The organism is Metallibacterium scheffleri (assembly GCF_002077135.1).
Classification (GTDB): domain Bacteria; phylum Pseudomonadota; class Gammaproteobacteria; order Xanthomonadales; family Rhodanobacteraceae; genus Metallibacterium; species Metallibacterium scheffleri.
In genome coordinates this window covers 1,050,535-1,064,759 of the sequence record NZ_LDOS01000001.1, presented here as the reverse complement: position 1 = coordinate 1,064,759, position 14,225 = coordinate 1,050,535, and the positions used below count along the sequence as shown (strand labels likewise).

The following is a 14,225-nucleotide window of genomic DNA, read 5'->3' as shown; positions in this document are numbered from 1 at the left end:
CCGGTGGCCCATGCGCCCGGGACACCACGACCGATTGCGCGCTATCGCGTACGCGCCAGCGCCGTATCGATGCGACGCAGCGCTTCCTGCTGGCCGGCGAGATAGACCGTGTGCTCGATCGAGGGCGAAACCTGGCTGCCGGTGATGGCCACGCGCAACGGTTGCGCGATCTTGCCCATGCCCACGCCCAATGCGGCGGCGGTGGCGCTGATCGCCTCGCCCACCTGCCCGGGTGTCCACGCCGTCAGCGCGGCCAGGTGTGTGTGCACGGCCAGCAGCGCAGCGCGTGCTCCGGCGCCGCCGAGATGCTTGGCCACGGCTTGCTCGTCCCATGCGCTGATCGGCGCGTACCAGATGCGCGCACGCATGGCCATCTCCTTGAGCGTCTGCACGCGTTCGCGCAGCGCCACGATCACGTCTTCCGCCGCGGGGCCCTGCGCCGGTTCGATACCGCAGCGCTGCAAATGCCAGACCAATTCTGGTGCCAGCGCAGCGGGATCGTCGGTCTTCAGGTAATGCTGGTTGAGCCAGCCCAGTTTGGCCAGGTCGAAACGCGATGCCGACTGATTGACCGCACCGATGTCGAATAACGTGATCATCTCGGCGCGCGAGAAGATCTCCTGATCGCCGTGCGACCAGCCGAGGCGCACCAGATAATTCAACAACGCGTGCGGCAGGAAGCCATCCTCGCGGTACTGCATCACGCTGACCGCACCGTGGCGCTTGGACAGTTTCTGCCCATCCGCTCCAAGGATCATCGGCAGATGCGCGAAACGTGGCACCGCCGCGCCCAGGGCGTGATACAGATTGATCTGCCGTGGCGTATTGTTGACGTGGTCGTCACCACGAATCACCTCGTCGATGCGCATGTCGATGTCGTCGACCACCACCGCGAAGTTGTAGGTGGGATAGCCGTCGGATCGGATCAGCACCAGATCGTCCAGCTCCTCGTTGCGCCACTCGACCCGGCCCTTGACGGCATCCTCGAATACCACGCTGCCATGCAGCGGATTCTTGAAGCGCAGCACGCGATTGGGATCTTCGCGGTACGGCGCGGCCAGCTCGCGGTAATGACCGCTGTAGCGCGGCTTGCCGCCGCGCGCCATGGCGGCGGCGCGCATCGCATCGATCTCGTCCTTGCTCTCGTAGGCCCAATAAGCCTTGCCGGCCTCCAACAGGGCGCGCGCGACCTCGCTATAACGCGCCATGCGCTGCGTCTGGAAGATCGGACCTTCGTCGAAATCGAGCCCCAGCCACGCCATGCCGTCGAGGATGGCCTGTACGGCGGCGTCGGTGCTGCGTGCGCGATCAGTGTCCTCGACGCGCAACACGAACGCGCCACCGCGCCGACGCGCTTCCAGCCAGCAATACAGCGCGGTACGCGCACCGCCAATATGCAGATAGCCCGTGGGGCTGGGGGCGAAACGGGTACGTACGGACATGGACATTCAATGACTTGTGGTGGTGGCAAAGTCTAGCTGGCGTTGCGATTGTTTACGTGGATCGGTGCATTTTCCGATTGACGCGGCGGGCGGCCACCCCACAATGCCGCCATTCGCGATGCGTGCGCCAGGGGCGCACGCGCCTGCATGCAAAGGTTGACGACAGCATGAGCACTTACGGTTTGGCTTTGTCCAGTTTCGAGGAGTCCGGCGCCGCACATATCGCCGCGCTGCTGCGCGGGCTGCGCGACGAAGCTGCGCACTGGCGCCTCGATGATGAGGCCAAGGCGGATCTGGTGCTGGTCAATGCCGACAGCGTCTGGGGACATATGTCGTGGCTCAAGCTGATTGGCGCAGGCCGTCACGCGGTGGCATGCAGCGCCAAGGCTGCCGGCACGGGCTTGCGCGACGCGCGCCTCAGCCTCGATCTGCCCGTGCAGGCCGACGCCCTGGTGCGGGTGCTGGAGCAGGTGCGCGTTCGGCTTGGGGAAGCACCGCAGGCAACCAAACCGGCCCCAACGCAAACCCAAGCCAAGGCGTTCGCGCAGCCATCATCGATGGCAGGCATCGCCAGCAGTCGCGCAACCACCGAAACTGGCGCCGAGGCGAGCGTGGCCGACTGGTTGCTGGACGGTGCCGCCATGGCGCCATTGCTCGTTGAAGCCGATGGCTGCAGCCTGCTGCTCGATCCGCAGACTGACCGCTGGTACGGCGCCAGCGCGCTGCGGCCGCAAACGCCATTGCTGGCGCGCCCACTCAGCACGGCGCGCCAACCAGCGCCCGGCGTGTTGGCCGCGGCGCGCGCCGTGGGCGGACAACCGTTATCACGACTGCGCTGGTTCGTTGCGCTCAGCGCCCATCCCGGTGCGTTCCCGGATGGCGCCAACGCGGACAGCCGCTTGCGCCTGACGCGCTGGCCCGAGATCGAACGCGAATTCCCGCGCCACTTTCGCATCGCCACCGCGTTGATGCGTCAACCTGCGACGCCAGCCGCCATTGCCGAACAGATCGGCGGTGATGTGGCCGACGTGGCCGATTTCGCGCGCGCCTGCCAGGCGCTGGGCATCCTCGAAATCCTGCCACCCGCTGCTTGAAAGCATGCCGGTTCAAACCGCTGCGGCGCGCAGATAGGCCACCACGCCGCCGAGAAACATCTGCACCGACAGCGCTACCAGCAACATGCCCATCAAGCGCTCCAGCGCGATCAGCACCTGTTCGCCCAGCCAGCGATACAGATAAGTCGACGACAGCAGGATCACCGCCACCGCCAGCCATGCCGCGAACAGTGCCAGGCTCCACGCGCCCAAACGACCCGGATGCTGGTTGGTCAGCAAGAGCAGCGCCGCCATGGTGCTGGGTCCGGCCACCGACGGAATCGCCAGTGGCACGATGAACGGCTCGCCGCTGCCGGTGTCACCGAACAGGCCCTCCTTCGGCGGAAAAATCATGCGCACGCCGATCAGAAACAGCACCAGGCCACCGGCAATGCTCACTGACTCCTGCTTGAGCTGCAGCACGCGCAGGATGAAACCACCGCCGAGCAGGAACGCGAACAGCACCCCCAGCGCGATCAGCAATTCGCGCACCAGCACCCAGCGGCGGCGCTTGGGCGCGACGTTCTTGAGCAGGCTGAGGAACAGTGGAATATTGCCCAGCGGGTCCATGATCAGGAACAGCAGGATCCCCGCCGAGAGCGCGTTGACGTGGCTGTCCACGACTCAGTCCGGCACGCGCAAATCGAGCACCTGTCCGCGCAGCGACGCAGCCTGCGGACTGAGCAACGCGGCCAACGCGGCGCCCGCGAGGGTCGGCTCGGACTGTGCCTCGCCATGCTCACCGAAATAGGCGAGGCGGCGCAACGCCGTGCGCATCGGCGCCGGCAGCAGCGCATGCACGCGCAACGGACCTTCGTGATGCTCCTCGGCGAGAATCGCGAACAAACCTTCCAGCGCGCACTTGGCCACGCCGTAGCCGCCCCAGTGCGCGCGACGCACGCGCGCCGGATCATCCAGGACAAAGACGATGGCGCTGTCCGCGCTTTGCCGCAGCAGCGGCAGCAAAGCCTGCACGATCAGCAGCGGCGCGCTCAGATTGACCTGAATCTGGCTCAGCCACAGTTCGGGCTCAATCAGTTCCAGTGGCGTGAGGCCGTCAAAGCGCGCGGCGGTGAACGCGACGCCATCCACGCCGCCCAGATCGCGCGCCAAGGCCTCGGCCATGACCGCATAATCGCGCGGTGTGGCGCCTTCGAGGTTCAACGGGTAAATCGCGGGCTGCGGCGCACCGACGGCAAGCAGTTCGTCGTACAGGTCCTCGAGCGCACGCACCTGCCGGCCCAGCAACACCACGGTCGCCCCGGCGCGGCCGCAGGCCAGCGCAGCAGCGCGACCCAGACCACCGGCTGCGCCCACCAGCAGTACCACGCGTCCGGACAGTGCGCCCGGCACCAATGCAGGCACTTGCTGCCGCATCGGCGACACACGGCTCAAGCCGCGTCTCCGCGCAGCGTGGCTTCCTGCGCGAGCCGCTGCAGCTCGCCCGAGGCTTTCAATTCCAGCGTGATATCGCAGCCACCCAGCAACTCGCCGTGCAGGAACAACTGCGGAAATGTGGGCCAGTTGGCGTAGCGCGGCAGCGCCGCGCGCAGCTCGGGATCCTCCAGCACGTTGACCGCGTGGAACGGCGCACCCACCTCGCGCAGCATCTGCGCGGCCCGGCTGGAAAAGCCGCACATCGGAAACTGTGGCGTGCCTTTCATGAACAGCACCAGCGGGTGCGTGTCGAGCACCGCCTTGATCCGATCGTTCACATCCATCGCAGCACCGTTAGACTAGGCTTACGTCGAAGCCGCACCGGGCGCGCAGTCTAGCAGCGCCGAGCCTTGGCTCCCTTCCCGCGCGGCGTTCTCCATCTCCCGCCAACAGGAGCAACACATGGCCATCGAACTTCCCGCACTTCCCTACGACCGCGCCGCGCTGGAGCCCCACATCTCGGCCGAGACGCTCGACTACCACTACGGCAAGCACCACCAGACCTACGTCACCAATACCAACAACCTGATCAAGGACACCGAGTTGGCGGCCATGGACCTCGAACAGATCGTGCGCAAGTCCAGCGGCGGCCTGTTCAACAACGCCGCGCAGGTGTGGAACCACAGCTTCTACTGGCAGTCGCTTTCGCCCAAGGGTGGCGGCGACCCCAGCGGCAAGCTGGCCGATGCGCTGATCAAGGCCTTCGGCTCGATCGAGAAATTCCGCGAGGAATTCAGCAAGACCGCGATCGGCACCTTCGGCTCCGGCTGGGCCTGGCTGGTGCAGCGCCCCGACGGCAGCCTCGGCCTGGCCAGCACGTCCAACGCCGCCACGCCGCTGACCGGCGCCGACCGCGCGCTGCTGACTTGCGACGTGTGGGAGCACGCCTACTACATCGACTACCGCAACGCGCGTCCCAAGTACCTGGAAGCATTCTGGAAGCTGGTCAATTGGGAGCACGCCGCCAGCCGCATGCGTTGAGCCATTCGGCCACGCAAGCCACGGCTCTCACCCGCGCGGCGCTGCACCCGCATGCAACACCGGCAGCGCCGGCGCGAGTTGCGGCTCGCGCCCCAGCGCCTGCGCCAGCGCCTGAGCGCGCGCCAGCAACTGCACGCTATCGGCGCAGGCAATGGTGGCGTGGCCGACCTTGCGCCCGGGCCGCGGGTCCTTGCCATAGTCGTGCCAGTGCACATCGCTCAGTGCCAGCGCGCCGGTCACTGGCTCGGGCAAGGCGTCGATCCAGTTGAACATCACGCTGGGGGCACGCAGCGTGGTCGCACCCAGCGGCAACCCCAGCACCGCACGCACGTGGTTCTCGAACTGGCTGGTGACCGCGCCTTCGATGGTCCAGTGACCGGAGTTGTGCACGCGTGGCGCCATCTCGTTGCCCAGCAGATGCCCCGCGTGCTCGAACAGCTCCAGTGCGAACACGCCGACGTAGTCGAGCTTTTCGGCCAGCGCTTGCGCCTTGTGCAGAGCCAGCGCCGCCAGCTCGGGGGCAACCGTGGCCGGCGCGCAACTCAGCGCCAGAATGCCCTGGTGGTGCCAGTTCTGTGTCAACGGCCAGGTGCGGAATTCACCGTCGCGGCCGCGCACCGCAAGCACCGACAACTCGCGCGTGAACGGTACGAAGGCTTCCAGAACCAGCCCGTGCGGCGTGGCCTGCGCGCCCAGCGCCGCCCACGCGGCATCAACGTCGGTGGCACTGCGCAGACGAAACTGGCCCTTGCCGTCGTAACCCAGGCGGCGCGTCTTGAGGATCGACGGCACGCCGATCCGGGCGACGGCCGCGTCCAGCTCGCTACGCGTGGATACTGCGGCGAATGCCGGCGTGTCCAGTCCGATCGCGCGAAACAGCATTTTTTCGCTGATCCGATCCTGCGCCACGGCCAGTGCCTCGGGACTGGGGTGCACCGGCACGCGCTGGCGCAGCCATTCGGCAGTGGCCGCGGGCACGTTCTCGAAATCGAAGGTGACCACATCCACCGCTGCCGCGAATTGCTCCAGGCTGGCCAGATCGCGCCAGTCGGCCACGCGCAATGGCGCGAGTTGCCCGGCGCAGGCGTCGGCACTGCCGTCAACCACGCTGCAGCGCACGCCCAGCGGTGCCGCAGCCAGCGCCAGCATGCGCGCCAACTGACCACCACCGAGGATGCCGATGACCGGCAGGCGTCTGCTCACGACATGGCCTTGCGGGGGTCGGGCGCAGCCAGCACCGCGTCCGTCTGCGCACGGCGGAAATCGGCCAGGCGCCGACCCAGCGCCGCGTCGTGCAGCGCCAGAATCGAGGCAGCCAGCAGCGCGGCGTTGATCGCGCCGGCGCGACCGATGGCCAGCGTGCCCACCGGCACGCCGGCCGGCATCTGCACGATCGACAGCAGTGAATCCATGCCATTGAGCGCCTGCGACTGCACCGGCACGCCCAACACCGGCAGTGGCGTCTTCGCCGCCAGCATGCCCGGTAAGTGCGCGGCTCCACCGGCACCGGCGATGATCACCGCCAGACCGCGCGCCACCGCCTGCTCGGCATAAGTGAACAGCAGGTCGGGCGTGCGGTGCGCGGACACCACCTGCACCTCGTGCGCGATGCCGAGTTGCTGCAACGTCGCCGCGGCGTGCTGCAGGGTTTCCCAGTCGGATCGCGAGCCCATGACCACGCCGACGCGCGCGTTGGATACTGACTCAGGCATTGGCCAGCCTCGATAAAAAGACTATCGTACACGCGCTCCGCACGGCCACGCATCATGGATTCCCGCTTGCTCGACATTCTCGTCTGCCCACTCAGCAAGATGCCTCTGCGCCCGCTGAAGCGTGCTGAACTCGATGCGCTCAACCACGCCATCGCGGCGGGTCAGGTGCGCAGCGTCACCGACATGCCCGTGGATGCGGCACTGCGCGAAGGACTGATCACGCGCGATGGCAAGATCATCTACCGCGTTGATGACGGCATTCCGGTGCTGCTTGGTGACGAGGGTATCGGTACCGTGCAATTGAACGATTTTCCACGCTGACGCCATGGCGTGACTGCGGTCACATTGTTCGCGCGGCAATGCAAGAAAATGTCACACTGAATCCGCTCGCCCGCTGCCGCCATGAATGCCCCTGAAGACACTACCCCCGCCAAGGTCATCCCGATCATTCCGCGACGCGATGAGCGCGGCGAACGACCGGGCGAGTTGCTGGGCAGCGTGCGCTCGATAGCGTCGCGCAATCTGCAGGGCCTGACTGCGATGTTGTTCGACAATCTCGACGATGCGCTGTTCGACCTGGCCGAGAAAGCCGCCAGCAACGCGCTGCAGGTCGAGTACTTCGATGGCATGCGCGAGCTGCGCAAGAAGCGCGGCCTGATCGAACGCATGTTCATCGATGACATTGCCAAACGCATTGCCGATCTCGGCGCCGGGCGCCTGCGCGAACGCCGCATGCTCAGCGATTCGAACGCACCGCGCGGCGAACTGAGTCTGGTCGAGGATGCCGAGCTGGAGGAGTCGCTGGCGGTCAGCAGCATGGCCAGCAAGGCCGAGCAACGCCTTGCGCGCAATCTGTTCGCGCTGAATGAGCGCCTGGCCATGCTGGCCGGCGGGTTGCGCTTCGACAATGCATTGGGCCCGCTCGACCCTGGAGCGCTGGCGCAGGCGTTCCGCCAGACGCTGCGTGATCTCGATACCGGCATGCGCGTGAAGCTGATCGTGTACAAGCTGTTCGACCGCTACGTGATGAGCGGCGCCGAGGCCATGTATGAGGAACTCAACCTCAGTTTGGCGCAGGCCGGCGTGTTGCCACAGATCCGCCAGCCCGCAGCCAGTCGCACCGGCAGTGGCAGCAGCCCCGCGAACATGGCTGCGGCTACCGGCGCGGCCAGTGTGGCGCGTGGCAGTGGACAAACCTATGGCGAGGATCTTGCCGCGCAGGCCGATTTGCTCACCCAACTCGGCAACCTGCTGGCCGCACGTCGCGCCCCTGGCGAGACGGGCATGGGTGCGACCCTGCAAGTCGGTGGCAATTACGCTGGCGGGTACTCCGCGGGCAGCGCGATGCCCCTGCCAGGCCCCGCCGAACTGCTTGGCGCATTGACCCTGCTGCAGGCCGAGATCGCGCGCGCCAACCTGGCCACGCGCAATGCCAATGAGGCCATGGGCGAGGTGCGCCACGTCAAGGCCGACCTGCTTGATCAGGTCTCGCGCATCAGCGGTCACGCGCGCGCGCGCCTGTCGGAGGCGGATGAAGACACCATCGATCTGGTCAGCATGCTGTTCGAGTTCATCCTGCAGGACCGCAACCTGCCGACCGAAATGCAGGCGCTGCTGGCACGCCTGCAGATCCCCTACCTCAAGGTGGCGATCCTCGATCGGCGCCTGTTCGCGCAACGCGCGCATCCGGCGCGGCGCCTGCTCGATACCCTCGCTGATGCGGCCAAGGGCTGGTCGCGCGAGTCCGATCCCGACCTGCGCCTGCTCGGCGACGTACGTGCCGTGGTGGAGCGGTTGCTGCAGGATTTCGACGACGATATCGATGTGTTCGAGCGCTTGCTGAAAGAATTCGGCGCGCAACTCGAAACACACCGCAAGCGCGCGGAGCTTACTGAATTGCGCGCCGCGGAAGCCACGCGTGGACGCGAAAAGCTCGAACACGCGCGCCGCAGTGCCGCCAATGTGGTTCTGGATCGCCTGCAGGGTCAAAATCCGCCGCAACTGGTACGCAGCTTGCTGACACGCCCATGGGCCAATTACCTGGTGCTGGTGCTGCTGCGCCAGGGTGCTGAATCGCCGGAATATCGTTCCGCACTGCACTTCATGGACGACCTGCTGTGGAGCTTCACGCCCAAGCCGGATGCTGCATCCAGGCAGCGTTTGCGCACACTGCTGCCCGAACTGGAACGCAGTCTGCGCCTCGGCCTGGCCACGGTGGCTTTGCAAGAGCCGGACCAGAACCGCCTGCTGGAACAGCTCAATGCCTTGTATCGTCCGCTGCTGGGCGAGGCCGCCGCCGAGCCCATTGCCGACGCGGCCGATGCTGCGCGCGCGCAGCAGGCCAACCAGGACGTCGAAACCTTCCTGCCGCCCGCGCTGGAACCAGAACCCGTCATTGCGCTTTCCGTGCCACCTGGCAGCGCCGGACCCGAATCCACCGTGAGCAGCGAGGCGCTGGACGGCGTGCGCGCGTTGAAAAGCGGCTGCTGGTTCGAGTTCTGCAACGACGATGGCAGTCGCGAGCGCGCCAAACTGTCGTGGATCAGCCCGATCAGTGGTCGTTATCTGTTCGTCAACCGGCGCGGTTTGAAGGTGGCAGACAAGGCCGCCGCGCAACTCGCCGCCGAGATCGAGTCCGGCCATGCGGTGCTGCTTGAGGAAGTTCCGCTGTTCGATCGCGCCCTCGATGCCATCGTCGAACGTCTGCGCAACGCACAAACACAAGCCGTACCCGATCACGGCGGCGCATGAGTCACAGCGAACTGCGCCCGCAGGAAGCAGCGGCCATCGAGGGCGATGTTGCGCGCGCGCTGGCCGAGGATCTTGGCGGCGGCAGCGATCTCACCGCGGACCTGCTGCCGGATGTGCCACTGCGCGCCCAACTGGTCTGCCGTGAACAGGCAGTTCTCGCCGGCACGTCCTGGTTCGAAGCCTGTCTGCGTGCGTTCGACTCCAGGATGCAGTGCAACTGGCGGCTCGCCGATGGCGATGTCATCCTTGCCAACGCCACGGTGTGCGTCATCACGGGCCGCAGTCGCGCCCTGCTCAGCGCCGAGCGCTGCGCAATCAATTTTCTGCAAACCCTGTCTGGCACGGCCACCATCACCGCGCACTATGTCGCCGCGGTTGCAGGCACGCGCACGCGCATTCTGGATACACGCAAGACCCTGCCGGGCCTGCGTCTGGCGCAAAAGTACGCGGTGCGCTGCGGTGGCGGCAGCAACCATCGCGTCGGGCTGTTCGACATGGTGTTGATCAAGGAAAACCACATCGCCGCCGCGGGCGGCATCACGGCCGCGGTGACGGCGGCGCGCACGCTGCATCCCGGCGCGCCGCTGGAGGTCGAGGTGGAGACCTTGCAGCAACTCGATGAGGCCTTGCCGCTGCGCCCCGATCGCATCCTGCTGGACAATTTCACCTTGGCCGACATGGTCGTCGCGGTGCAACGCGGAGCCGGACGCGTGCCGCTGGAGGCTTCGGGCGGCGTCGAGTTGCAGCAGCTGCGTGCAATCGCCGCAACCGGCGTCGATTTCATTTCGATCGGCGCGCTGACCAAGCACCTGCATGCCGTGGATTTCTCACTGCGCGTCATGCAGTGAACACGCATGTTTGATGATTGGCGTCCGCGCAAGGCCGGCGCACGCCAGTCGGATTACTTGATCACGCGCAAATGCGGAGGTTTTTTCGGCGGCGCGGCCGTGGCACTTTCGGCTTGCGGCGTTGCGGCGCCATCCGCTGTGGCCGGTGCAAGCGCAGGTGCAGCGCCCGCTTGCGGCTCGGGTGGAAACACCATGCCTTGCCCGTTTTCACGCGCGTAAATCGCCTCGATGGCCGCCATTGGCACGTAGACACTGTGACTGACACCGCCAAAGCGCGCCTGAAAGCTGATCGCGTCGTTGTCCATCTGCAAATGCGCAACCGCGCGCAATGCGATGTTGAGCGTGACCTTGCCACCGCGTACCGCGAATGCCGGTACGCGCACGCCAGGCGCGTGCGCATCCACCTGCAGGTGCGGTGTCAGGCCATTGTCGTTGATCCATTCCACCAGCGCGCGCAGCATGTAGGGCCGGCTCGAGCTCATCGTGGCCTCGGATTCACTCACTGCCGCAGCGCCTTCTCGCTGGCGGTGAGGCTGCGCGCAAAACCCTGGCTGGCGAACAGGCGCTCGCCGTAGTCGATGACTGGCGCGGCGCTGCGCGGTAGATCAATGCCCAGCGCGGGCAACCGCCAAATCAGCGGGGCAACCAAACAGTCGGCCAGACTGATTTCCGGGTTGAGCAGAAACTTGGCCATCTTGAACAGCGGTACCGAGGCCAGCAACGATTCGCGCAGCTGGCGCCGTCCCGTCTCGCCATGGCGCCCGCCACCCTCGATTGCCGCCACCATCGGCAACCACTCGCGTTCGACACGCGTCTGCACCAGGCGCAGGCGTGCGCGCGATTGCGGATCGATCGGCATCAGCGGCGGATGTGGAAAGCGCTCATCGATGTACTCGCAAATCACCGATGTTTCGTACAGCGTCAGATCGCGGTCGATCAGTGTCGGCGCGCTGGCGTAGGGATTCAACTCGCCTAATTCCGCGGGCGGTTTGCTCGGATCAACCAGCTCGCGCTCATAGGCAACCCCCTTGGCCGCCAGCACCAGACGCACTCGATGGCACTGGATATCGTCGGACAGCGTGTACAGCGTCAGCACATTGCGCATGCGCGGATTCTGCGCCATGGGGCTCCTCCTCTCAGCGTCACGTCTGTTCCGCGACAGTCAATGGATGTCTTTCCAATACTCGCGTTTCAGGAACACGGCAAGCAACGAGAACGCCACCAGATAAAGCAGTACCCACAGGCCGACGCGCTCGCGCTCGTAGACATTGGGCTCGGCCACGTAGGTGAGGAACGTGGTGACATCGCGCGCGGTGCGGTCGAACTGCTCGGGCGTTTCCATGCCGGGCTGGCTGAGATCCAGCTTCTCGACCCTGGCATCCTCACCCGGCTTGGATGGCGCATAGACGGCGGTCTGCACGCCCTGCAATTCCCACAAGGGATTGGGCATGGAGGCGTTGGCGAACACGGTGTTGTTCCAGCCCACCGGACGCGTGGGGTCGAGATAGAACGACTTCAGATAGCTGTAGACCCAGTCCGCGCCCTTGGCGCGCACTTCCAGCGAGAGATCCGGCGGCGCCTTGCCAAACCACTTCGCGGCATCAGCGGCAGGCATGCTGGAAATGGCGTGATCGCCAAACTTGACCCCGTTGAAATCAAAGTTGGTCATGACTTCCTGCTCACTCAGCCCGAGGTCATGACTGATGCGCGAGTAGCGCATGTATTGCAGCGAGTGGCAACCGGCGCAGTAATTGAAAAAGATACGCGCGCCGCGCTGCACCGAGGCCATGTCATGCACATTGACGTGCGCCTCATACAGCGCTGGCGTGGCCTCCTGGGCCAGCACCGGGCCGGAAACCAGAGCGAGTGCCAGCAGCAATCCAGGAAACATGCGCTTATTCATGCATCGTCACCCGTTCGGGAACCGGCTTGGTGCGTTCCCAGCCGAAGTAGGTATAAGCCCACAGGAACACGAAGAATCCGAAATACACGCCGGTCAACGCGCGTGCGATATAGGTATCGCCAATCCAGGTGCTCTCGCCGATACCGATCTTGCCCAGCCAGATGAAGGTGAGCGCGAAGATCGCCAGTGCGACCTTGTAGCTGGCACCGCGATAACGCATCGCCTTGACCTTGCCGCGGTCGATCCATGGCAGGAAGAACAGCACCGCGATCGCCGCGAACAGTGTGATGACGCCCAGGCCTTTGCTCGGCACCGAACGCAACATCGCGTAGAACGGGGTGAAGTACCAGACCGGGTGGATCGCCGCAGGGGTCACCAGCGAATTGGCTGGCACGTAGTTGTCATGCTCCAGGAACAGCCCGAAAAATGTCGGCTGATAGAAAATGATGAATGCCGCCAGCAGCAGAAAAAATCCCACGCCGACCAGGTCCTTCACCGTGTAGTACGGGTGGAACGGAATGCCATCCAGCGGCTTGCCGTCGGCGCCTTTGTGCTGCTTGATCTCGATGCCATCGGGGTTGTTCGAGCCCGAGGTGTGCAACGCGCCCAGATGCAACACCACCAGCAGCAGCAGCACCAGCGGCAGCGCGATCACGTGCAGCGCGAAGAAGCGGTTGAGGGTGGCGCCGGAGGGCAGAAAATCGCCCATGATCCACTCCACCAGCTGGTTGCCGATCACCGGCACGGCGCCGAACAAGGAAATGATCACCTTGGCGCCCCAGAACGACATCTGCCCCCAGGGCAGCACGTAGCCCATGAAGGCCTCGGCCATCAGCGCCAGATAAATCAGCATGCCGATCACCCACAGCAGCTCGCGCGGCTGCTTGTACGAACCGTACATCAGCGCGCGGAACATGTGCAGGTAGATCACCACGAAAAACAGCGAGGCTCCGGTGACGTGCATGTAGCGGATCAACCAGCCCCACTCGACATCGCGCATGATGTATTCGATCGAGGCGAACGCCCCGGCCGAGGTGGGGTTGAAGTTCATCGCCAGGAAAATGCCGGTGACGATCTGGTTGACCAGCAACAGCAGTGCCAGCGAACCGAAGAAGTACATGAAGTTGAAATTCTTCGGCGCGTAGTACTCGACGGTGTGCTCACGCAGGAAGCCGAAGATCGGCAGGCGATCCTCAATCCAGCGCAGCGTCCTGTTCCTGGGCTTCCAGGCATCCGGTGCAGCGGCCATCACGCGGCTCCTTTGGGATTCACGCCGATGCGCACATGCACGTCGTCGATGTAGTGATACGGCGGGATCACCATGTTCAAAGGCGCCGGCACACCATCGAACACGCGACCGGCGACGTCGTAACGCGACTTGTGGCAGGGGCAGAAGAAGCCGCCTTTCCAGTGCGGATCGAACGGCTCGGGTTTGATCTGGCCGTAGTAATCCGGCACACAGCCCAGGTGCGTGCAAATGCCGATCATCACCAGCCACTCCGGTTTGATCGAGCGCCAGGCGTTCTGGCAATAGGACGGCTGCTGGCTGGTCTCCTTGCATTCGGGGTCGCGCAGACGCGGATCCAGGCCCGGCAGATCGGCCAACTGCTCCTTGGTGCGATTGACCACGAAGATCGGCAGTTTGCGCCAGGCGAAGCGCACCATCTGTCCCGACTCGATTTTGCTGATGTCGATGGTCACCGGCGCCCCTGCAGCCAGGGCGCGCGCGCTGGGCTCCCACGATTTGATGAAGGGCAGCGCGGCGATGACCACCCCCGCGCCGCCGACCACGGCCGTGGTCACGGTGAGGAAACGCCGCCGACCGTGATCGACCTCGTCATGATTCTCGCCAGGGTGGGGCATCGCGGACTCGGTTGTATGGGCCATGGCTGAAAATGAACCGATGTTAAAAACCCAGTTAGTTTAGCCAAAGCATTCATCTGCATACAATGCGCTTCGGCACGCGTTTTGCTGCGCCGCAGCGCCCGAGGCGCTGCTCGAACGGCGTTATCCAGCGCCACGGATGCACTGCATCAGCGGAATGGCGGATCCTGCCT

At 65.2% G+C, this 14,225-nt stretch carries 16 protein-coding genes; 5 read left to right on the top strand and 11 right to left on the bottom strand.

Annotated features, from left to right (window positions below):
* Positions 1-41: 41 nt before the first annotated feature.
* Positions 42-1,442 carry a glutamate--tRNA ligase gene (gene gltX, locus Mschef_RS04755; protein WP_081126636.1) on the bottom strand — a complete coding sequence of 467 codons (1,401 nt, stop codon included), beginning with the start codon at positions 1,440-1,442 and terminating at the stop codon, positions 42-44.
* Positions 1,443-1,609: 167 nt separating this feature from the next.
* On the opposite strand from gltX, the gene Mschef_RS04750 reads away from it, so the two are divergent.
* Positions 1,610-2,536, top strand: coding sequence for a hypothetical protein (locus Mschef_RS04750; protein WP_081126635.1), 927 nt, complete (start codon positions 1,610-1,612; stop codon positions 2,534-2,536).
* Between the two features lie 12 nt (positions 2,537-2,548).
* On the opposite strand, the gene Mschef_RS04745 is transcribed toward Mschef_RS04750, so the two are convergent.
* Genes Mschef_RS04745 through grxD form a run of 3 tightly spaced genes read right to left on the bottom strand, consistent with a single transcriptional unit; the run spans position 2,549 to position 4,257 of the window.
* Positions 2,549-3,157, bottom strand: a complete 609-nt coding sequence (locus Mschef_RS04745) for a YhgN family NAAT transporter (protein WP_081126634.1) — start codon at positions 3,155-3,157, stop codon at positions 2,549-2,551.
* Between the two features lie 3 nt (positions 3,158-3,160).
* A complete protein-coding gene (locus Mschef_RS04740; protein ID WP_338093158.1) occupies positions 3,161-3,922 on the bottom strand; it encodes an SDR family NAD(P)-dependent oxidoreductase in 762 nt (253 codons plus the stop codon).
* Positions 3,923-3,927: 5 nt separating this feature from the next.
* Complete coding sequence (gene grxD, locus Mschef_RS04735; RefSeq protein WP_081126632.1) at positions 3,928-4,257, bottom strand: Grx4 family monothiol glutaredoxin; 330 nt, start codon at positions 4,255-4,257, stop codon at positions 3,928-3,930.
* A gap of 118 nt (positions 4,258-4,375) precedes the next feature.
* Here grxD and Mschef_RS04730 point away from each other — a divergent pair, with 118 nt between their 5' ends.
* On the top strand, positions 4,376-4,954 hold the full coding sequence (locus tag Mschef_RS04730) for a superoxide dismutase (RefSeq protein ID WP_081126631.1): 579 nt from the start codon (positions 4,376-4,378) through the stop codon (positions 4,952-4,954).
* Between the two features lie 27 nt (positions 4,955-4,981).
* Here Mschef_RS04730 and Mschef_RS04725 read toward each other — a convergent pair whose 3' ends face one another.
* Both Mschef_RS04725 and purE read right to left on the bottom strand, forming a co-directional pair.
* Positions 4,982-6,157, bottom strand: coding sequence for a 5-(carboxyamino)imidazole ribonucleotide synthase (locus tag Mschef_RS04725; RefSeq protein WP_081126630.1), 1,176 nt, complete (start codon positions 6,155-6,157; stop codon positions 4,982-4,984).
* Positions 6,154-6,666, bottom strand: a complete 513-nt coding sequence (gene purE / locus Mschef_RS04720) for a 5-(carboxyamino)imidazole ribonucleotide mutase (protein ID WP_081126629.1) — start codon at positions 6,664-6,666, stop codon at positions 6,154-6,156. Before purE ends, Mschef_RS04725 begins: the two co-directional genes overlap by 4 nt.
* A 54-nt stretch (positions 6,667-6,720) precedes the next feature.
* Here purE and Mschef_RS04715 point away from each other — a divergent pair, with 54 nt between their 5' ends.
* The 3 genes from Mschef_RS04715 to nadC all read left to right on the top strand — a co-directional run bounded on the left by Mschef_RS04715 (position 6,721) and on the right by nadC (position 10,265).
* Entirely contained in the window at positions 6,721-6,987 is a 267-nt protein-coding gene (locus Mschef_RS04715; RefSeq protein WP_081126628.1) for a Trm112 family protein, read from the top strand.
* Positions 6,988-7,068: 81 nt separating this feature from the next.
* A complete protein-coding gene (locus tag Mschef_RS04710) occupies positions 7,069-9,417 on the top strand; it encodes a DUF1631 domain-containing protein (RefSeq protein WP_081126627.1) in 2,349 nt (782 codons plus the stop codon).
* Positions 9,414-10,265 carry a carboxylating nicotinate-nucleotide diphosphorylase gene (gene nadC, locus Mschef_RS04705; protein WP_081126626.1) on the top strand — a complete coding sequence of 284 codons (852 nt, stop codon included), beginning with the start codon at positions 9,414-9,416 and terminating at the stop codon, positions 10,263-10,265. The genes Mschef_RS04710 and nadC overlap by 4 nt, the downstream gene beginning before the upstream one ends.
* Before the next feature lie 53 nt (positions 10,266-10,318).
* On the opposite strand, the gene Mschef_RS04700 is transcribed toward nadC, so the two are convergent.
* From Mschef_RS04700 to petA, 5 genes are read right to left on the bottom strand one after another with little or no spacing between them, the layout of a single operon-like run.
* Positions 10,319-10,768, bottom strand: a complete 450-nt coding sequence (locus Mschef_RS04700) for a ClpXP protease specificity-enhancing factor (RefSeq protein WP_081126625.1) — start codon at positions 10,766-10,768, stop codon at positions 10,319-10,321.
* Positions 10,765-11,388 (bottom strand): glutathione S-transferase N-terminal domain-containing protein, encoded by a 624-nt coding sequence (locus tag Mschef_RS04695; protein ID WP_081126624.1) that lies wholly within the window; start codon positions 11,386-11,388, stop codon positions 10,765-10,767. Before Mschef_RS04695 ends, Mschef_RS04700 begins: the two co-directional genes overlap by 4 nt.
* 39 nt (positions 11,389-11,427) lie before the next feature.
* Entirely contained in the window at positions 11,428-12,168 is a 741-nt protein-coding gene (locus Mschef_RS04690; protein ID WP_081126623.1) for a cytochrome c1, read from the bottom strand.
* Positions 12,161-13,417: a cytochrome b gene (locus Mschef_RS04685; protein ID WP_081126622.1), complete on the bottom strand. Its 1,257-nt coding sequence runs from the start codon at positions 13,415-13,417 to the stop codon at positions 12,161-12,163. Before Mschef_RS04685 ends, Mschef_RS04690 begins: the two co-directional genes overlap by 8 nt.
* Positions 13,417-14,031 (bottom strand): ubiquinol-cytochrome c reductase iron-sulfur subunit, encoded by a 615-nt coding sequence (gene petA, locus Mschef_RS17890; RefSeq protein ID WP_081126621.1) that lies wholly within the window; start codon positions 14,029-14,031, stop codon positions 13,417-13,419. The genes Mschef_RS04685 and petA overlap by 1 nt, the downstream gene beginning before the upstream one ends.
* Positions 14,032-14,225: the final 194 nt, after the last annotated feature.